Raw genomic sequence first — 20,589 nt, 5'->3', positions numbered from 1 at the left:
GAGGAAGCCACCGTGAGCGGGGCGCAAGCCCCGGACGGCATGCACCGCCGGGTGATCGTCCTGGGCGCGACCGGAGCCTTCGGCCGCCATGTCTGTGCGGCGGTCGGTGCCGCCGGCAAGGACGTGCTGAGGGTGGCGCGCCGGCCGGGCACCGCGACCGGTGCGGGGCGGTTCTTCCCGATGGATCTGGTCGGTGAGGGACCGGACGGCCTGGCCCGCCTCATCGACGCCGAGCGGCCCTACGCCGTGGTGAACGCCGCCGGCGCCGTATGGCTGTGTTCGCCGGAGGCCATGCGGCAGGCCAACCATGCCCTGGTCGACACGGTGCTGGCGGCCATGGCGGCCGCTTCCTGGCGTCCCCGGCTGGTCCACGTGGGCTCGGTGCACGAGTACGCCCCGCAGCCGCCGGGCACCTCGTTGGACGAGCGGACGCCGACCCGGCCGACCACGCTGTACGGACGGACGAAGCTGCAGGGGACCGAAGCGGTCCTCAAGGCCTCCGCGGCCGGGCAGGTGGAGGCGGTCGTCCTGCGGGTGTCGAACGCGATCGGCGCCGGCACCTCACCGGGCAGCCTGCTGGGGCGGGTCGCGGCGCAACTGCGCGCCGCGGAGGCGGACCGCGAAGCGGTGGTACGGGTCAGCCCGCTGAGGGCGAGCCGGGACTTCGTCGACGCCCGCGACGCCGCGGACGCGGTGCTGGCGGCGGCAGCCCTGCCGGTCGGCGGAGAGCTCATCAACATCGGACGGGGCGAGGCGGTCCCGGTACGCACCATGGTGGAGAGGCTGATCACCGCCAGCGGACAGCGGGCACGGATCGTCGAGGAGGCGGAGCCCGGTGCCCGGCCCGCTACCGACCAGGACTGGATGCGGGTGGAGACCAGCAGGGCCAGGCGGCTGCTCCACTGGACGGTGCGCCACAGCATCGACAGTTCGGCACGCGACCTGTGGGAGGCCACCGCCCCCGGGGCCGAGCCATCGCCCCAGGGCCACCCGGCAGCCACAGTGCCGGTCCCGCCCCGACCGGAGACCGCTGACCACCGTCCCCGCGGTGGCAGCACGAGAACCACGAGGACCTGGCCTCCGCAGACCCGCCCCGTACAGCAGCCCGAGTGAAGGTGTCGATGTGTCAGCATTCGCAGCCACCCCCCAGCGGCATGTCGCCGTGTTCCTGTTCGCCGACTTCGGGCACATCAGCCCGACGCTCGGCCTGACCCGTGAACTCATCCGCCGCGGCCACCGGGTGACGTACTTCGTCGACCACCAGTACAGCGAGGTGGTCGAGCGGACCGGCGCCCGCGTCGTGGGCTACAAGTCCCGGCGCGGTGCCTTCGTCAAGGTGCCCCAGGCCGGCGCGGCCCGCCTGGCAGCCGAAGGGTATGAACTGCTGGTCGAGTCGATGCAGACGGTCTATCCGCTCGCGCTCTCCACCCTGGCGGCCGACCCGCCGGACGTCGTGCTCTACGACTTCGAGTCGTTCCCGGCCGCGCGGATGACCGCGCACACCCTCGGCTGCGCCACCACCGTGCAACTGGGCATCAGCCACGCGTCGAACGAGGAGTTCTCCCTGCGGGTGCTGCTGTTCGACCCCGACGACCCGTCGCTGCGCGAGGGCGGGGCGGCACTGATGCGGTTCGCCCGGGACAACGGCATCCCCCCGGACGGGCTGGGCCGCTTCCTCCGGGAGTGGGACGAACGCAATCTGGCCTTCCTGCCGAGGGAGTTCCAGATCAAGGGCACCACATTCGACGAGCGCTTCGCCTTCGTGGGGCCCACGGTCGCCGAGCCCGAGGGGGACGTGCCGTGGTCGCCGCCGGCGGACGGCAGGCGGCTGGCGCTGGTCTCGCTGGGCACCGAGTCCAACCAGCAGCGTGACTTCTTCCGTACGTGTGTGGACGCCTTCGACGGAGACGACTGGCATGTGGTGATGACGCTCGGCCGGGACGCGGACCTCGCCGCACTCGGCGACCTCCCGCCGCATGTGGAGGCCCACCGGTGGCTGCCGCACCCGGCGGTGCTTCCGCACGCCGACGTCCTGGTCTGCCATGGGGGCATGAGCTGCCTCATGGAGGCGCTGTACTTCGCCACACCGGCGATCGTGGTGCCCCAGGCCTTCGAACACACCCTGACCGCACGGCGCGTGGACGAGCTGGGCCTGGGCCGGATGATCGACCGAGACCGGCTGACCACCGACACCCTCGGCGCGGCCGTGGACGACATCGTGGCCGACCCGGAGATCCCGGAGCACATGGCGTGGATGCGCGCGAGCGTCCACGGTGCCGGCGGCGCGCCCCGGGCCGCCGGCCTGCTGGAGCAGTGGGCCGGCCGGCCCGCCTCGACCCCGGCGGCCTGACCCCGGCCACGCGCCCCGCACGGCCGGACGGCGGACGGTGCCCGACGCACTCCCTGTGCGCGGGCACCGTCCGCCCGTGCGTGTCAGGTGCGGGACATGACGAACTCGGTGACGCTGCGGATGCTGTGGTCGATCATCTCGTCGGTCAGCCCGGGGAACACCCCGATCCAGAAGGTGCGCTCGGTGATGATGTCGCTGTTGGCCAGCGACCCGCTCACCCGGAACTCCCGCTCCAGATAGGCCGGGTGGCGGGTGAGGTTGCCGGCGAAGAAGCGGCGGGTGGCCACCCGCCGGGACTCCAGGTGGTCGATCAGTTCGGCGGTCGAGAAGGGCGCACCGTCCCGGACGGTGATCACAAAGCCGAACCAGCTCGGGTCACTGTCCGGTGTGGGCTCGGGAAGCAGGAGATGGGGCAGGCCGTCCAGCCCGGCGCGCAGCCGGGCCCAGTTGTGCTGCCGGGCGGCACCGAACTCGTCGATCCTCCCGATCTGGGTGAGTCCGAGCGCGGCCTGCAGGTCGGTCGACTTCAGGTTGTACCCGACGTGCGAGAAGATGTACTTGTGGTCGTAGCCGTGCGGCAGGGCGCCCATCTGCTGCTCGAACCGCTTGAAGCAGCGGTTGTCCTCACCGGGCTCGCACCAGCAGTCGCGGCCCCAGTCCCGCAGTGACTCCACGATCCGGGCCAGCACCATGTTGTCCGTCACCACGCACCCACCCTCGCCCATGGTGATGTGGTGGGCCGGATAGAAGCTCTCCGTCGCCAGGTCCCCGAAGGTTCCCGTCAGCCTGCCGCGGTACGTACTGCCCATCGCGTCGCAGTTGTCCTCGATGAGGAACATCCCCCGGTCGTCGGCGATCTTCGCGACCTCCTCGACGGCGAACGGGTTGCCGAGCGCATGGGCGATCATGATGGCCCGGGTGCGCGGGCCGATGGCCTCCTCGATGCGTTCCGGGGAGGTGTTGTAGGTGCCGAGCTCGACATCGACGAAGACCGGCACCAGACCGTTCTGAATGATCGGGTTCACCGTCGTGGGGAAACCGGCCGCCACCGTGACCACCTCGTCCCCCGGCATCAGCCGCAGATCCTCCAACTGGGGCGAGGTCAGCGCACTGAGCGCCAGCAGGTTGGCCGACGAGCCGGAGTTGGTCAGATGTGCTTTCCGCAGCCCGAAGTACTTGGCGAGCGCGCGCTCGAACCTGCGGGAACTGGTCCCGGCCGCGATCCGCAGGTCCAGGGCCGCCGTGACAAGGGCGACCCGGTCGTCCTCGTCGAGGACCGCGCCCGAGGCCGCCACCGGCGTCACCCCTGGCACGAATCCGGACGTGACGTCCTCCTGGTGGTACTTGCGTACCAGCTCCAGAATGTCACTCTTGATGTACCCCATCGGATGCCGCCTCCTGTGAGTGTCCTGCCCGATGTTCCGTCGCGCTGCCGCGGAGTGCGATCCGCGGAGCGCGTGGCGCGGAGCTCGACTGGCCGACGACTTGCCACGCGGCACACCGGTGTTGCGTATCCGGTCGGCTGATCGGGGAAGTTCACTCCAGCACGCCGCTCCGGCAGGAGCCAGGTCGGCCGGTGAAGTCTAGGAATTGCCATAGAGCCGGGCTGTGACCCACCACCCCCGCCCGGAAACACCGGCTGAGCAGCCGGGACGAGCCATGCCATCGTCTAGGGAATCTCCCACCATCGGACTGCACATACTGATGCCGGACAGGGGCAGCGTTGCGCGCGGCCGGGTGCCGGCGGCGGACGTCTCCGCCCGGCAGACGCGATGACGTTCCACCGGGCCGCGAGCTGTGCCGAGCGTCAAAGGAGCGGGCGGGAATGTGCCGGGGTGCCCGGTCGGCCCGTGTCTCCCCGATGCCAGAACCCCATTCCCGAACGTGTTGGGAGCGCCTGAGAGTGAGTGCCACGATGCGCACTGAACTGATGCGGCCGCTGGACGAGTTGCTCATCCGGCACGCCGGTCGATTCGCTGACGAGATCGCTTTCTCCGACGCCCGCCGCAGTGTGACCTACGCTGCGCTGGAGCAGCGCACCGCGCGGCTGGCCGGCCACCTGGCGGACCTGGGGCTGGACCGTGGGGGCCGCGCCGCCCTCTATCTGGACGACGGCGTCGAGATGAGGGAGGGCTCTCTGGCGGTCCTCCGTGCCGCGGCCGTCGGCGTGCCGCTCACGCCGGACGTGACGGACGCGGAACTGGCCCACCTGCTCGACGACAGCGGCGCCGACGTGCTGATCACCGCACCGGCCCTGGTCGACCAGGTGCTCCGCGTACTGCCGCAGCGCCCGGGGTGCACCGTCGTGGTCACCGGGGAGGGCGCCGCGCCCGACGGCACCGAGCGGTACGAGACCCTGGCCGCCACCGACCCCGCCGCACCGGCACGCGACGGCCTCGGCCTGGACGAGCCGGCGTGGATGCTCTACACCTCGGGGACCACCGGGCGGCCCGAGGGCGTGCCGGCGACCCAGCGCACCTGCCTGTGGTCGACGGCGGCGGGCACCGCACCGCTCCTGGGCCCCTCGCTCCTCGACCGGGTGCTCTGGCCACTGCCGCTGTTCCACGGGCTGTCGCACAGCATCTGCCTGGTGGGTGTGCAGGACGCCGGCGCCACGGCGCACCCTCTCATGGCCGGGCCGACGTCCGACGACGTACGGGAGGCCCCGCGGACGGCCGCCGCCGTGGGGGCCGCTGCCGCCGAACACCCCCTGCTGGGCGCGGCCGTGGAGATCCCGGACTCCGAGTCGGTGCTGTTCACCGGGCGTCTGTCGGCACGGACCCACGACTGGCTGACCCACCACCGGATTGCGGACAGCACCGTCGTTCCGGGCTCGGCGCTGGTCGAGCTGGCGGTCCGCGCGGGTGACGAGGTGGGCTGCGGCCTGCTGGAAACGCTCTCCCTGGAGGCGCCGCTGGTCCTGCCGGAGCAGGGCGCCGTCCAGCTCCGGGTCATGGCCGGTTCACCGGACGAGACGGGCCGCCGGCCGGTCACCGTCCACGCGCGGCGCGACGACGGGGGCACCGGACGGCCGTGGACCCGCCACGCCGCCGGGACTCTCGCCGCCAGCGGTCCCGCCCCGTCGTGGCGCCTCGACGTGTGGCCCCCGGCCGAGGCCACCGCGGTGGAGACCACCGAGCTGTACCCCTCACTGGCCGCCGCCGGCCACGTGTACGGGCCCCCCTTCCAGGGGGTGCGAGCGGTGTGGCGGCGCGGCGACGACCTCTTCGCCGAGATAGCCCTGCCCGACGAACGACGCGCCGAAGCCGCCGCGTTCGGCCTCCACCCCGCCCTGCTGGACGCGGCGCTGCACCCGCTGTGGTCGGAGGGCGGCGACGACGACGTGCGACCGGCGAGGCAGCCGGGCCGGTGGCGTGGGGTGTGCCTGCACAGCGCGGGTGCGTCGGTCCTCCGCGTGCGGATCACCCGGGCGGCGTCGGGGGAGTGCACCGTCGTCGCCGCCGACGCGACCGGCAGGCCGGTGCTCACCGTCGAGCACCTCGAACCACGAGCGGTGTCCTCCCCTGCGCTCAGGGGTGCCGGCGCGGCCCAGCAGGACAGCCTGTTCCGGGTGGAGTGGACCGATGTGCCGAGCGCGTCGATCGCGGGGGACGTCCCCCAGTCGTGGGCCGTCGTGGGCGACGACCCGCTCCGGGCGCGGTCCGGGCTGATGAAGGCTGGACAGTACGCCGAGCGGTACCCGTCGCTGGAAGCCCTGGCCAAGGAGGTCGACGGCGGCGCGTCCGTACCGGACGTCGTGGTGGTCACCGCCGGCACGGACACCGCAAGCACAGCCCCCGGCGGCGTCGATGCCGCGGATGGCGTCCACCGGCTGACCGGGCAGGCGCTGTCCTGGGCCCAGGAGTGGCTGCGCACCCCGGCCTTCACCGCCTCCACCCTGCTCGTCCTCACCCGCGGCGCGGTGGCTGCCTGGGACGGGGCCACCGCACGGGACATGGGCGCGGCCGCCGTGTGGGGTCTGGTCGGCTCGGCGCAGACCGAGGCGCCCGGCCGCTTCAGCCTCGTCGACACCGACGCGAGCAAAGCCGCCTGGCGTACCCTGCTCACCGTCGCCCGGTCCGACGAGCCCCAACTCGCGCTGCGCAAGGGCGCGTTGCGGGCACCTCGGCTGGTCCGTTGCGCCGCCCCGGCCGGACGCACGCCGCTGTTCGACGGTCAGCCCGGCACCGTCCTCCTCACCGGCGGCACCGGCCTGCTGGGCGCCGCCCTCGCCCGCCACCTGATCACCGAACACGGCGTACGCGACCTGCTGGTGACCAGCCGCCGGGGCCCCGACGCCCCGGGCGCCGCGGAGCTCCGTGCCGAGCTGACCGCGCTGGGCGCCCACGTGACCCTCGCGGCGTGTGACGTGGCCGACCGCGGCGCGGTGGACGCGCTGCTGGCGACGCTGCCCGCCGACCGTTCGCTCAGCGCCGTGGTGCACATGGCAGGCGTCACCGACAACGGGATCGTGCTGTCCCTGACGCCCGGCCGGCTGGAGACGGTGCTGCGGCCCAAGGTGGATGCCGCGCTCGTCCTGCACGAGGCGACCAAGGACCTGGACCTGTCGGCGTTCGTGATGTTCTCGTCGGTCGCGGGCGTCTTCGGCGGCGCGGGACAGGGCAACTACGCGGCGGCCAATGTCTTCCTGGACGCTCTCGCCCAGCACCGCCGCGCGCAGGGCGCCCCGGCGCAGTCCATCGCCTGGGGGCTGTGGGCCGGCCGGGACGTCCTGGCGCCGGGTACCGCCCGGCTGCCGGTGCAACCGCTCCCCATGGCCGAGGGCCTGGAACTCTTCGACGCGGTGTGCGGCCTGGACGAGGGCCATGTGGTCGCGGCACGGCTGGACAGCGCCGAACTCCGCGCCCGGGCCGCGTCCGCCGGCCTCCCGCCGCTGCTGCGCGCACTGGTGCGGAAGCCTGCCCGGCCGTTGGCGCAGGACGCGCCGGCGGAGGCGTCCGCGCTGAGGCACCGCCTCGCCGCGATGACCGATGCCGAGCGGGACGAGACGCTCCTCGCACTGGTCCGCCAGCATGTTGCCGCAGGCCTGGGCCAGGAGTCCGCCGAGGCGATCGGACCGGAGCACGCGTTCCAGGACCTCGGCTTCGACTCGCTGACGGCCCTGACGGTCCGCAATGCGCTGAACGCGGCCACCCAGCTCACCCTGCCCCCTGCGGTGATGTTCGACTTCGCCGGCCCGCAAGCGCTGGTGCAGCACCTCAAGAGAGAACTGCTCGGATGCTGACCGGCCTCGGCTCCACACGGAATGAGGAGATTGTTCGTGAAGGTGGATGACGTCTACATCGACTCCCTGGGAGTGTTCCTTCCTGAATGGCTGAGCGTGGAGCAGGCGGTCGCCGACGGCATCCTGGATCCGGAGATCCCCAAGACCAACGGCTTGACCGGCACCTATGCCGCGGGGGACATCCCGGCGATGGACATGGCGGTCAGTGCCGCCCGGGCCGCCCTGGAGCGCTCGAAGCTGGACGTCGACGCCGTCGACGGACTCATCCACAGTGCGGTCAACTACCAGGGTCCCGAGGGGTGTTATCCGCCGGGCTACATCATGCGTGAGCTCGGCGTCGGCAAGGTCCCGGCGCAGTACCTCCGGCAGGGGTGCAACGGCATGCTGGGCGCCCTGGAGGTGGCCATCGGGCAGATGACGGGTGCCGCGGAAGCCGAGGCGGTACTGCTGACCTCGGGCGAGAACTTCACCAAGCCGGGAGCCGACCGCTGGAACGACGGCTTCGGTCAGTCGCACTTCTTCTCCGACGGCGGTATGGCGGTTCTGCTCAGCGCCGACGAGGGGTTCGCGCAGGTCCATTCGCTGAGTTCCGGCGTTCTGAGCCCACTCGAAAAGTGGCACCGGGGCAACGGGCCGCTGGTGGAGGGGAATCCCGGCGAAACGCCGAGCATGCCCGAGCGGGCCCAGCAGTTCAATGACACCGAGATGCCGCTGTCCGAGGCCCTGGAGAAGATCACTCTCTTCAACCTCGACGTCATTCACCAGTCCCTGGTGGACGCGGATCTCAACGCCTCCGACCTCGCCAAGGTCGTCATGATCAATATGGACGGGCGGATGCTGGAGTACGGGACCATGATGCCGCTCGGCCTCCCCATGGAGCGGTCGAGCTTCGATTTCGGCAGGTCGGTCGGGCATGTGGGAGGGGCCGATGTCTTCATTTCGCTGGAGCATCTGGTCCGGACGGGTGAGGTGGGTGCGGGTGATAATGTCCTGCTGTTTTCCCAGGCGCCCGGATGGCTCTGCACGGCGAGTGTGGTGACCGTGCTGAATCCGCCTTCGTGGGCCGAGTGACACCCCGGTGAACGACCGCCCGGGCGGCGGGTGTTGCCCCGGATCCCGGGCTCCGGGGTGGTGTGTGACGGTGAAAATGTGCAGTGGTAGAGGTGAGGGAACGCTGTGGTCGTTACAGGTACAGTGGTGCGATTTGACGAGGTGCGCGGATATGGCTTCATCGCCCCCGACGCCGGCGGCGAGGACGTCTTCGTCCATGTCAACGACTTGAGGGACGACAAGCACCTGTTCGACAGCGGGCTGAGGGTTGAGTACACCACCGAGGTCGGGGAGCGCGGTCTCAAGGCCAGCGACGTCAAGCTGCTGGGGCCCGCACGCCCGGCCGCGATGCGGCGGCAGGCTCCCATGGGCAGCGGGCCGGAACGGGCGGGGAGCGCGGATTCCGACGAGGACATGATGTGCGATGTCCTGTCCCACGCCGAATTCCGGAACGAACTGACCGAGGCGCTGCTCGATGCGGCTCCCTCGCTCACCGCGGCGCAGCTCGTCCAGGTACGCAAGCGCGTCATGGAACTGGTCCAGGCGCACAACTGGACCGAAGCCTGATCCACCTCCCTCGCTAGGGGGCGGAATGTGCAGGGCGGAGGAATCAGTGCCGTCCGGGTGGCGTGAGCCCCGGACAGTCTGATTCCTCCGCCTTTTGCTTTCTCTCCGTCTTGTGTGTGACATCGGGCGCCGTGTGACCGTTGGCGAAATCCCATGAATCAACTAGTCATTCAGCGCCGTCGTTGACACCGGATTCAGGGCCCCGCACCCTCGCAAGGAAGCTCGAATCCGGGGAGCGGAGCCTGCCGGGCTGTCCGTGCTCAGCCGGAGTTCCATACGGTCCTGCACTCAAGAGGAGAACCGTCGCCGTGTCCAGCCATATTGCCGTTCTCTGCATTCCCGCTCACGGGCATATTCGTCCCGCCCTGGCAGTTACCGAGGAGCTTGTGCGCCGCGGTCACCGCGTCAGCTTCCTCACGCCGGACGGATTCGCCCCGGCCGTCCGGCAAACCGGGGCGAGCGTGGTGCCGTACGCCTCGCCGCTGGCCGAGGCGTTTGCCGCCGGGCAGAGCGTAGATCTCCCCCCTGACCAGATGGCCTGGTCACTGGTCATGGTCCAGTACGAGTGCGAGGCGCTGATCCGGGCGGCCGAGGAGCACTTCACCGACGGTCCGCCCGATCTCTTCTTCCATGACACGTCCCTGGCCTTCGCGGGCCGGACCCTGGGAGCGCTCTGGAACCGCCCCGCAGTACAGTCCGTCCCCAGCATGGCGTCCAACGCCCACTACTCGGACCTCGACACCATGTTCGACATGATCGGCGTCCCCGAGGACCACCCGGCGATACCCGAACTCTTCCGCCGCGCCGGAGAGGTCGCCGGGGAATACGGGCTCTCCGTTCCCACCGAGGAACTGCTGGGCTGGCACCGGCCCGTGGAGAGTGTGGTCTACGCACCCCGGGTGTTCCAGACCGCCCAGGAGACGTTCGGGGACGAGACCGCCTTCGTCGGGCCGTGTTTCCTCACCGAGGACCTCACCGCCACCTGGGACACCCCGCAGGACGACACCCCCCTGGTCGTGATCTCCATGGGAACCATGTCCCAGGCGCAGACGGAATTCTTCCGCACCTGCGTGCGTGCGCTCAGCGGTCAGCCCTGGCGCGCCGTCCTCACGGTCGGCAACGGCTTCGACACCACCACGCTGGGGACCGTGCCGTCCAACATCGAGGTACATCCGTGGATCCCCCAGGTCGCCGTCCTGGAACACGCCGATGTCTTCGTCACCTCCGGCGGCCTGGGCAGCCTCATGGGCGCGGTGCACACCGGCACCCCGATGGTCATGGCCCCGCACCTGCCGGAGCACCAGGTCACCTGCGTACGCGCGGCGGAACTGGGGCTCGGTGTGCTGCTCGACCCCCAGGAGGCCACCGAGGAGCAGATCCTCACCATCCTGCGGCACCTGATCGCCGATGAGGCCACGCGGACCGAGCTGCGCCGTATGCGCGAGCTGACGGAGGCCGCCGGCGGGGTGACCCGGGCGGCGGACATGCTGGAATCACGGATCCGGGTGTCCGGCTGAGGCATCGTCACCGAGGGTGGGCCCAGGGCGAGAGACAACCTCCCAGCCGACGGCCGCTGGGGAATTCCCTATAGAAGCCATCACCGCTTCGACGATCGGCATCGACGGAATAGGGTGGCCCATAAGGATCCGTTGACCGTTCCTCTCCGCCGACCTCCGCCGGCCCTTTCCTGAGCCGCGCCGAGGCGTGCCGCGCAAGTGTCCGTGACCATCCGTCCGTGACCGTCCGCTTGAAATTCTGCTTGACGATTCCTGTTTCCGATGTCAGGCGGGCACGCCACCCCCTCCGCCCACTGCCTCCTCTTGATGGGCGGGCGACGGATGTGGCCCGTTACCCACCCCAGGAGCATTGCGAATGACAGAGCTGAAGAAACCGGACGAGGTAGCGCTTCGTCCGCATTACAAGGCGCACTATCACTTCCAGTTCCTCAGCGCCGCCTTCCGGTTCGGACTCTTCGACATACTGGAGAAGGAGCCGGGGACCACCCTCACCGGCATATCCGAACGGCTGGGCCTCCAACAGCAGCCGACGCGCATCCTGCTACTGGGCTGCACCGCCACGGGCCTGGTACGCAAGGAGGGGGACGGCTACCACAACACCCCGCTCACCCAGCCGCTCGGGGAGCGCCCCGGCCATGTGCCGGCCACCTACATCCCCTGGGAGACGCACGGCATCTACCGTGCCATCAGCTGGTTCTACGAGTCGCTGCAAGAGAACTCCAACATCGGCCTGCAGCGCGAGATCCCCGGCACCGCGCCCACGCTCTACGGCCGGCTGGCGGAGAACCCGGAACTGGAGTCCACCTTCCACACCATGATGAGCGCGGTGACCCAGCTCGTTGCCGAGGACGTGGCCACCGAGCTCGACCTGTCGGAGTACCGGCACCTCCTCGATGTCGGTGGTGGCGCCGCGATGAACGCGGTGCATCTGGCGCGGGAATGGCCCGATCTCGAGATCACGATTGGCGACCTGCCGTCGATCGTCCCCCAGGCGAACGACAGGATCGCGGCACAGGGTCTGGGCCACCGGGTACGCGCGGTCAGCCTCGACGCCTTCCACGACGAGTTCCCCGTCGGCCATGACGCGGTGTTCTTCGCGCACTTCCTTGAGATCTGGTCCTCCGACCGCATCCGCGCACTGCTGGCGAAGGCGTCCCGCGCGCTTCCTTCCGGCGGCGGCGTCTTCGTGGTGACTCCCTACCAATACGACGACGAAACCGGACCGGAGCGCTCGGCCTACCTCTCCGCGTACTTCCACACGATCGCTTCCGGCGAGGGCATGGTGTACACGCCGAAGGAGTACGAGCAGTGGTTCGACGAGGCGGGAATCGAGCCCGCCAAGCCGGTGCAGCTCGGCCCGGACACCGTGGTGATCCGCGGCCGGAAGCGGTAGGGGCGTCTTCCTAGAAGAGCCCCGATGCCCGCGAGGCCGACCCGCCGGCGCGGCGGTCAGCAGCAGTCGTCCCCTCGAAGGCCGGAGCGCCGGGGCGGGGCCCTTGGCGGGCTCGCCCCGGCGCTCGCGTCATACCGTCCAGGCCGGGAGATCGCTGATGGTGACGACGCACGCGGTGCAGATCCAGCCGGGGCCCTGGGAGACCAGCAGGACGTGGTCGCCCGGGCCGACCTCTCCCGTGCGGACCAGGTGCTCCAGCGCGAGGAAGACGTCCGCACCGCCGACATGACCGATGCCCCTGCCGAAGTCGAAGGACGACTTCGACATGGGCAACCCGAGCGGCGCCATGACCGAGTACTCGATCATCCGGCCGTCCGTATGGATCGGCACGACCTTGGCGAGATCGGATGCGTTCAGGTCGGCGTCGACCAGGGCCCGGTGGATGATGCCCAGGTTGAAGACGCTCAGTTTCTCCAGCGTCTCCGACAGCGACAGCTCGGTCTCGGCGAACCGTTCGGCCCGCTCCGCCATGTCCGCCATCGAACCGGACTCCCCGCGCAGCAGCATGGGGCCGTCGCCGCGGTGCCACTTCTCCAGGGCGGGCAGCAGCCCGGCGTGCAGCGACCGCACCTCGGCGAAACCCTCCTCCGCGCTGAGCACCGCGGCGGCGCCCCCGTCTCCGAGGAAGTACGACTGGCCGTAGCCCGTCCACCGGTCGATGTCCGGGGAGGAGAAGTTCTCCCCCGTCGTCAGCAGCACGGCCTCCGTCTGCGCGGCGCCGGTCAGCTGGCCGATGGCCACCTCCAAGGCGCCCAGCATGCCGTTGCAGCCCTGCTGGAGGTAGAGCGCGGAGACACCGTCCAGGCCCAGCTCCCGCTGGATGTACCCGGGCGGATAGGAGCCCGCGGGCCCTTGGTAGTAGACCGCGCTGTGGAGATGCGACGCTATCTCGTCGGGATCGAGCTCCGTACGCTCCAGGGCGGCCCGGGCAGCTGACACCGCGAGGTCGACGGCCGGCACGTCACCGGCCACATGGGTTCCGGTGAGTCCGTTCGCCGCTGTCACCTCCGGGCCGAGGAGGCCGTCGGCCACCGCCTGTTCCGCGCTCACCCACTCGTGCAGAGCGACTCCCAGCGAGTTGATGTGGACGTTGTCTACCCTCATGCGGGATGTCTCCGTTTCCGTCCGGCACCGGGGCCGGGCTCAGGCGAGCAGCTGTTCCTTGATGTGCTGGGCCAGTTCGACGGGTGTCGTGAACTCGAAGGCCACGCCGGGCGCCAGGGTGAGCTTGGTGGCGCTGTTCAGGGCATTGCGGAGCGTGAGTGAGGTCAGGGAGTCGAAGCCGAGCCCGTTCAGTTCCGTCGTCGCGGTCACCGGGTCCGCGGACGAGTGCCCCAACACGGCCGCGATCTGCTCCCGTACGAGATCGGTCAGCGTCGTGTCGCGTTCCGCGGCGGTCATCGAAGCCAGCAGGTGCCGCAATTCCGATGCCTGCGCCGGGGTGTCCTGCGCCGCCCGGCGGGCCGGGGCAGGCAGCAGGGAACGGAGCAGCGCGGGTGCCTCCCCGGCCCTGGCCCGCTCGTGCAGCACACCGAAGTCCAGCCGGGCCGCGACGGTGAGCCCGTGCCCCAGCCCGCGCGCCGCGTCGAACAGCTGGAGACCGTGCGCCGGAGGGAGTTCCCCCACTCCCGGCAGCGCCAGCCGTGCCCTGCCCGCGGTGACCAGGTCGCGACCACCCCATATGCCCCAGGCGATCGACGTCGCGGGGACCCCCTGGGAGCGTGCCTCGTGGGCGAACGCGTCGAGGAAGGCGTTGGCCGCCGCGTAGTTGCCCTGTCCCGCGCCGCCGAAGATGCCCGCGACCGACGAGAACATGATGAACGCCGACAGGTCCGCGTCCCGGGTCGCCTCCCGCAATGCGAGCACCGCGTCCACCTTGGGCCGAAGGACCGCGCTCAGCCGGTCGGGCGTCAGGGACGGAAGGACACCGTCGTCGAGCATGCCGGCGGTGTGCACCACGGCCCGGAGCGGGCGGTCGGCCGGGAGGCCCGCCAGCAGTTCCGCCAGTGCCTGATGGTCCGTCACATCGCAGTCGGCCACGTTTACTTGCACACCCAAAGCGGCCAGCTCCTCCTGGAGTTCGGGCGCGCCCGGCGCGTCGAGCCCCTGCCGGCTCAACAGCAGCAAGTGCCGTACGCCGTGTTCCACCGCCAGGTGACGGGCGACCGCGGTTCCCAGCATGCCGGTACCGCCGGTGACCAGCACGGTGCCCTCGGCGCCATCGGGAAGCACCGCCGCACCGACATCGCTCCCGAGGGAGCGGCGGACCAGTCGCGGCACCCGTACCGCTCGCTTGCGCAGGGCCCATTGCGGCTCGCCGGAACCCACGGCCTTCAGCAGCGCACGCCAGGCCGGCTTGCCGCCGTCCGTATCCACCAGCAGGAAGCGGCCCGGGAATTCGGTCTGCGCCGAGCGCACCAGGCCCCACACCGCGGCGGCCGTGAGGTCGAGCCGACCGCTCCCCCCGCCGCCGTCCCAGGCGGGCACCGCACCCCGGGTGAGGAACACCAGCCGGGACCGGTCGAACGCGGGCGTCGTCACCCAGGACCGTGCCCACTCCAGCGCCCGGCGCGTGGTGTCGTGGACGGCGCCCGCGAGCTCCGCACCGGTCCGCTCCACGGACGTGTCGGACGCGCAGGTCACCACGACCACCTCGGGCGCACCGGAGGAGTCGCCGACGGCCGCGGCCAGCGCCTCGGGATCGGGGTACGCCTCGGCGTACTGGCCCGCCGACATCAGCCCCGAGCGCACTCCCAGTGTGTCCTCGCCGACGACCGCCCACGTCGCGGGCACCTCGCCGGCTACCGACGCGAGGTCCCTGTCGGTCCACTCCACGCCGAACAGTCCGTCCTGCTGGGCGGCGCCCGCCGTCCGGACTCCGCTCCGGGAAACCGCTCGCGGTGTCAGGGACTCCACCGTCAGCACCGGAGCTCCGGTGGCATCCGCGGCCCGTACCGAGAAGGAGCCGTCGGGGAGCGGGCTGAGGTGCACCCGCAGTACACAGGCCCCGGACGCATGCAGGGAAACCCCCTGCCAGGCCCCGGTCCGCCACGGCCCCACGGGCTCAGGCAGCACGCCGTCGATCCGCAGCGGCTCCAGCGCCGCGTCGGCCAGGACGGGGTGCAGTCCGAACTCCGCTGCCTCCGGCCGCAGTCGCTCGGGCAGGGCGACCTCCGCGAAGAGCTCGTCACCGCGTCGCCACACGGCGTGCGCGACCGGCGCGAAGTCACCTCGATCGTCCGCCGCTTCCCGGCCGTACGGTACTTCTTCGGCCTCGGCCGGGGGCCACGCCACCAGGTCCCAACCGGGTGCCGGACCCTCCTCGGCCAGCGATCCCGTCGCATGGCACGTCCACGGCCGTCCGACGCCTTCATCGCCCCGCCGCGAGTGCACGGACACCGGACGCCTCCCCGTCTCCCCGGGCTCACCGACCGTGACCCGGAGCTGGACGGCCCCGGACTCCGGCAGCACCAGGGGGGTCTGCACCGTCAGCTCCGCCAGCTTCCCGAAGCCCACCTGGTCACCGGCCCTGACGGCCAGCTCGACCAGCACCGGATCGGGCGCCAGTGGGGCACCGCCGACATCGCGCCGGGCGAGCCAGCCGTACGCGGCCGCCGAGAGCCGCCCCGTGAACAACACCGTTTCGGAGTCGGGGAGTTCGACCACTGCCCGCAGAAGTGGGTGCTCCGCGCGCACCGCGCCGACGCCCGAGTCACCGCGGGACCTCCCGGGGTCCGCCTTCAGCCAGTGGTGGTGGCCTTGGAAGGGGTAGGTGGGGAGGTCCGGGTGGGGTGGGGTGGTGGTTGAGGTGTGGAGGGGGATGCCGTGGGTGTAGGCGGTGGCGGTGGCCGTGAGGAGGTCGTGGTGGGTGGCGTGGTCGCGGTGGAGGGTGGGGAGGACGGCGTGCGGGGTGGAGTGCGGGAGGTCTTGTTGGAGTGTTTGCTGGAGGGGGAGGGTGAGGACGGGGTGGGGGCTGATTTCGAGGTAGGCGTGGTGGTTGTTGGCGAGGAGAGCCTTGGTGGCGGTGTGGAAGTCGACGGTGTGGCGCAGGTTTTGGTACCAGTACTCGGCGTTGAGTTCGGTGCCTTGGAGGTGGGTGCCGGTGAGGGAGGAGTAGAAGGGGATGGTGGTGGGGCGTGGGGTGATGGGTGCGAGGTCGTGGAGGAGCTTGTCGTGGAGCTGCTCCATTTGGGGTGAGTGGGAGGCGTAGTCGACGGGGATGCGGCGGGCGCGGATGTGTTGGTGGTCGCAGTGGTCTTGCAGTTGGTCGAGGGCCTGGGGCGTGCCGGAGATGACGGTCTGGGTGGGGCTGTTGACGGCGGCGATGTGGGCGTCGAGGTTGAGGGTGTTGATGAGGTGGTGGGCGGTGTCGGGGTCGGTGGCCAGGGAGGTCATGGCGCCGTTCCCGGCGAGGGTGGTGAGGAGTTGGGAGCGGAGAGCGGTGACGCGGGCGGCGTCGTGGAGGGTGAGTGCGCCGGCGATGGTGGCGGCGGCGATCTCGCCTTGGGAGTGGCCGAGGACTGCGGCGGGTCGGATGCCGAGGCCTCGGCAGGTGGTGGCGAGGGCGACCATGACGGCCCAGAGGGCGGGTTGGACGACGTCGACGCGGTCGAGGGTGGGCTGGTCGGGAGCGTTGTGGAGGACGCCGGTGAGTGACCAGTTGATGTAGGGGGCGAGGGCCTGTTCGCAGGTGTGGAGGTGGTGGGCGAAGGTGTCGTTGGTGGCGAGGAGGTCGGTGGCCATGCCTTGCCATTGGGAGCCTTGACCGGGGAAGACGAAGACGGGGTCGGTGAGGGCGGGGCCGGTGTGGGTGAGGGCGGGCCCGGTGAGGGTGGGTGTGTGGGGGAGGGCGCGTAGGGCGGTGGCCAGTTCGGTGTGGGTGGTGCCGATGACGGCTGCGCGGTGGTCGAAGACGGTGCGGGAGGCGAGGGTGCTGGTGAGGTGGGGGAGGGGGCTCTCTGGGTGTCGTTCGAGGAAGGTGGCGAGGCGTTCGGCTTGTGCGTGCAGCGCTTGTTGATCGCGGGCCGACAGGACCAGGGGCAGGTCACCGGTATCGCCACCACCCCCGTCCAGCGGCAGCATGCCGTCATCCGTGTCCTCACCGTCCGGCGCCGCCGCGGGCCCGTCCAGCGCCTCCTCCAGCACCAGGTGGGCATTGGTCCCGCTGATGCCGAAGGAGGACACCCCGGCCCGGCGGCGCCCGTGCGCGGCCGGCCAGGGCTCCTGCTCGGTGAGCAGTTCCACGGCGCCGGTGGTCCAGTCGACGTGGGGGGACGGCTCGTCGACATGGAGGGTGCGGGGGAGGACGCCGTGGCGCATGGCCTGCACCATCTTGATCACTCCGGCCGCCCCGGCCGCGGCCTGGGTGTGTCCGATGTTCGACTTCACCGAACCCAGCCACAGTGGCCGCTCCTCCGGCCGGTCCTGCCCGTACGTCGCCAGCAGGGCCCGGGCCTCGATCGGGTCACCCAGCGTCGTCCCCGTCCCGTGCGCCTCGACCGCGTCGACATCGGCGGCCGACAGACCGGCGTGGGCCAGGGCGGCGCGGATGACGCGCTGCTGGGCAAGGCCGTTCGGGGCGGTCAGACCGTTGGAGGCGCCGTCCTGGTTGACCGCGGAACCGCGGATGACCGCCAGCACCGGGTGCCCGTTGCGCCGTGCGTCGGACAACCGCTCCAGCAGCATCAACCCCACGCCCTCGCCCCAGCCGGTGCCGTCCGCCGCCGCGGCGAACGGCTTGCACCGGCCGTCGGGGGCCATGGCGCGCTGGGTGCTGAACGCGGTGAAGGTACCCGGAGTCGCGATGACGGTCACACCGCCGGCCAGGGCCAGGGTGCACTCACCCTGCCGCAGCGACTGCGCCGCAAGGTGCAGGGCGACCAGGGAGGACGAGCACGCCGTGTCCACCGTAATCGCGGGACCCTGCAGTCCCAGGAAGTAGGACAACCGGCCCGAGAGCACGCTGAGCGCGTTGCCCGTCAACAGCACGCCGTCCAGGCCTTCCGGCGCCTCGTGCAGCAGGGTGGAGCCGTACTCCTGCGCCAGCGCCCCGACGAACACACCGGTCGTGCTGCCCTTCAGGGAGGTCGGCTCGACGCCCGCGCGTTCGAAGGTCTCCCAGGCCGTCTCCAGCAGCAGCCGCTGCTGCGGGTCCATCGCCAGCGCCTCCCGCGGCGAGATCCCGAAGAACGCCGCGTCGAACCGGCCCGCCTCGTCCAGGAACGCGCCCTCCCGCGCGTAGGAGGTGCCGGGCTTGTCGGGGTCCGGGTCGTACAGCGCGTCCAGGTCCCAGCCCCGGTCGGAGGGGAAGCCGGTCACGGCGTCGGTCTCCGAGGCCACCAGGTCCCACAGCTCCTGCGGAGAGGTGACGCCTCCGGGAAAGCGGCAGCCCATCGCGACGATGGCCACGGGATCGTCCGGAGCGGCGGGCCCGAGGCGCGCGGTGTCGTCGGCCGGGGGCGCGGTGTGCAGCAGTTCGCCCTCAAGATAGGAGGCCAGGGCGGTCACCGTCGGATAGTCGTAGGCGATCGCGGCCGACAGCTTCCGTCCGGTCGCGGCGGACAGCCGGTCGCGCAGGGCCACCGCGGCCAGCGAGGTGAAACCGAGCTCGTGCAGGGGCCGGTCCGCCGCCACCTCCTGGGCGGAGCCGAGCCCGAGGACCTCGGTGACGATGGAGCGCACGAGGGCGAGCAGCCCCCGGCCTCCGACCGGGGCTCCGTCGTCCGCGGGAACGAGCGCCGTGGCGGAGACCTCTGGCGCGCCGGTGCCGTCCGTGGAGGAGGGCGGGTCCGGACGGAGACCGGCCGGGGGACTGACGGTGAGCAGGGCGCCGGGACGCTCCGCCAGTCGCCGACGGACGATCTTTCCCGCCGCGTTGCGGGGGATCTCGGCGACGCTGCGGAACTCGTCGGGCACCTTGAAATAGGACAGTTCCCGCCGGCAAGCCTCCAGGAGCAGCCCCGCGTCGACGCCTTCGGGCCCCGGGACGACATAGGCGACGGGCACTTCGCCGAGCACGTCGTGCGGCCGGCCGGCCACCGCGGCGTCGTTCACTCCGGGCACCCGCGTCAGGACCTCTTCGATCTCCCGCGGATGGATGTTCTCGCCGCCTCGGATGATGAGCTCCCTGACCCGGCCGGTGAGGGTGAGGAAGCCCGCCGCGTCCTGGCGAGCGAGGTCTCCGGTGCGGTACCAGCCGCCGGAGAGCACCGCCCGGGTCTCCTCCGGCTGGTTGTGGTAGCCGAGCATGAGCGCCGGGCTGCTGACCCACACCTCGCCCTCTTCACCCGCGGCGACCTCCGCGCCGGTCCGGGGATCCGTCAGCCGCACGGTGAGCCCGGGCACCGGCCGCCCGCAGGAGCCCGGCACCTTGGGGCCGCCCGGGACGTGCGTGGTGATCGCACCACCGGTCTCGGTACTCCCGTAGCTGTCGAGCAGACGGATGCCGAAGGTGTCCTCGAAGGCCTCTTGCAGGCCGGCTGGGCAGGCCGAACCGGCCGCCAAGCAGAAACGCAGGTACGGGAGTCCGGCACCTTCCTCCCGCCCGACCTCCAGCATGCGGTGGAACAGGGTCGGCACGGCCACCAGGAAGGTGGACCGGTCCTCCTGCGCTGCCCGCAGGATCTCGTCGGCCGCCGCGCCCACCATGAAGTGTGCCGTGGCGCCGACGGCCAGCACGCCCAGGAATCCGACGCTGTGGGACACGGCGTGGAACAACGGCATCGGCCACAACACCCGGTCCTCCGGGCCCAGGCCGAACAGGGGCACGGAGCAGGACGCCGTGGCCCACAGCGAGGACTGCTGCGTCGACACCACACCCTTGGGACGTCCCGTGGTGCCCGAGGTGTAGAGCATCCAGGCCGGCTCGTCCAGGCCGAGGTCGTCGCGCGCCGCGCTCTCCGGCTCGGTGACCGCGAGCGTCTCGAACCGCAATGCTCCGTCCGGCACTTCGGGGGCCGCTCCGACCACCACGACGGTACCGGCCGACGCCGTCCGCCCGGTGACTGCGAGCACCTGTTCCGCCTGGGCGGCACCGCTGATGACCAGGACGGCCCCGCTGTCGTCGAGATGATGGGCGAGCTCGGCATCCGTCGACTGCGGATCGAGCGGTACGCCGATGGCACCGGCCCGGGCCACGGCCGCGTAACTCTCCACCATCTCCACGCGGTTGCCCATCCGCAGCAGCACCCGGTCGCCGCGTGCCACTCCCAGGTCCGCGAGGTGTCCGGCCAGTTTGCGTGTGCGCTCTTCCAGATCCCGGTAGGTCACTGACCGCTGGGCGTCCCGGAACGCGGTCTTCTCCGGAAAACGACGGGCGTTGCGTGAAAGCAGCTCATGCAGCGGCCGGATCAGCTCATTGCGCAACGTGTCACTCACGCTTCTCGGATTCCAATCACATGGGGAACGG

The 20,589-nt window shown here is 71.1% G+C and carries 10 protein-coding genes; 7 read left to right on the top strand and 3 right to left on the bottom strand.

Going from position 1 to position 20,589, the window contains the following annotated elements:
• Nucleotides 1–12: 12 nt before the first annotated feature.
• Nucleotides 13–1,113, top strand: a complete 1,101-nt coding sequence (locus NUT86_RS03340) for an NAD-dependent epimerase/dehydratase family protein (protein ID WP_274733285.1) — start codon at nucleotides 13–15, stop codon at nucleotides 1,111–1,113.
• 10 nt (nucleotides 1,114–1,123) lie between these two features.
• Complete coding sequence (locus NUT86_RS03335) at nucleotides 1,124–2,350, top strand: macrolide family glycosyltransferase (RefSeq protein WP_274733283.1); 1,227 nt, start codon at nucleotides 1,124–1,126, stop codon at nucleotides 2,348–2,350.
• 83 nt (nucleotides 2,351–2,433) lie between these two features.
• On the opposite strand, the gene rfbH is transcribed toward NUT86_RS03335, so the two are convergent.
• Complete coding sequence (gene rfbH, locus NUT86_RS03330) at nucleotides 2,434–3,735, bottom strand: lipopolysaccharide biosynthesis protein RfbH (protein WP_274733281.1); 1,302 nt, start codon at nucleotides 3,733–3,735, stop codon at nucleotides 2,434–2,436.
• Nucleotides 3,736–4,265: 530 nt separating this feature from the next.
• Here rfbH and NUT86_RS03325 point away from each other — a divergent pair.
• The 5 genes from NUT86_RS03325 (at nucleotide 4,266) to NUT86_RS03305 (ending at nucleotide 12,122) form a co-directional block, all read left to right on the top strand.
• On the top strand, nucleotides 4,266–7,595 hold the full coding sequence (locus tag NUT86_RS03325; protein WP_274733279.1) for an SDR family NAD(P)-dependent oxidoreductase: 3,330 nt from the start codon (nucleotides 4,266–4,268) through the stop codon (nucleotides 7,593–7,595).
• A 36-nt stretch (nucleotides 7,596–7,631) separates the two neighbouring features.
• Nucleotides 7,632–8,666 carry a ketoacyl-ACP synthase III family protein gene (locus NUT86_RS03320; protein ID WP_262370994.1) on the top strand — a complete coding sequence of 345 codons (1,035 nt, stop codon included), beginning with the start codon at nucleotides 7,632–7,634 and terminating at the stop codon, nucleotides 8,664–8,666.
• 126 nt (nucleotides 8,667–8,792) lie between these two features.
• Entirely contained in the window at nucleotides 8,793–9,212 is a 420-nt protein-coding gene (locus NUT86_RS03315; protein WP_342456219.1) for a cold shock domain-containing protein, read from the top strand.
• Nucleotides 9,213–9,520: 308 nt separating this feature from the next.
• Entirely contained in the window at nucleotides 9,521–10,729 is a 1,209-nt protein-coding gene (locus NUT86_RS03310; protein WP_274733274.1) for a macrolide family glycosyltransferase, read from the top strand.
• A 355-nt stretch (nucleotides 10,730–11,084) separates the two neighbouring features.
• The gene (locus tag NUT86_RS03305) at nucleotides 11,085–12,122 is read left to right on the top strand and encodes a methyltransferase (RefSeq protein WP_093645796.1); all 1,038 of its coding nucleotides are present in this window, start codon (nucleotides 11,085–11,087) and stop codon (nucleotides 12,120–12,122) included.
• A gap of 129 nt (nucleotides 12,123–12,251) precedes the next feature.
• On the opposite strand, the gene NUT86_RS03300 is transcribed toward NUT86_RS03305, so the two are convergent.
• Nucleotides 12,252–13,286, bottom strand: a complete 1,035-nt coding sequence (locus NUT86_RS03300) for a ketoacyl-ACP synthase III family protein (RefSeq protein ID WP_274733271.1) — start codon at nucleotides 13,284–13,286, stop codon at nucleotides 12,252–12,254.
• A gap of 39 nt (nucleotides 13,287–13,325) precedes the next feature.
• Nucleotides 13,326–20,558, bottom strand: coding sequence for a type I polyketide synthase (locus NUT86_RS03295; RefSeq protein WP_274733269.1), 7,233 nt, complete (start codon nucleotides 20,556–20,558; stop codon nucleotides 13,326–13,328).
• Nucleotides 20,559–20,589: the final 31 nt, after the last annotated feature.

Source organism: Streptomyces sp. G7(2002) (assembly GCF_028870195.1).
Taxonomy (GTDB): domain Bacteria; phylum Actinomycetota; class Actinomycetes; order Streptomycetales; family Streptomycetaceae; genus Streptomyces; species Streptomyces nigrescens.
Note: the sequence above shows the minus strand (reverse complement) of the source record. Positions and strands in the feature narration are given on the sequence as shown.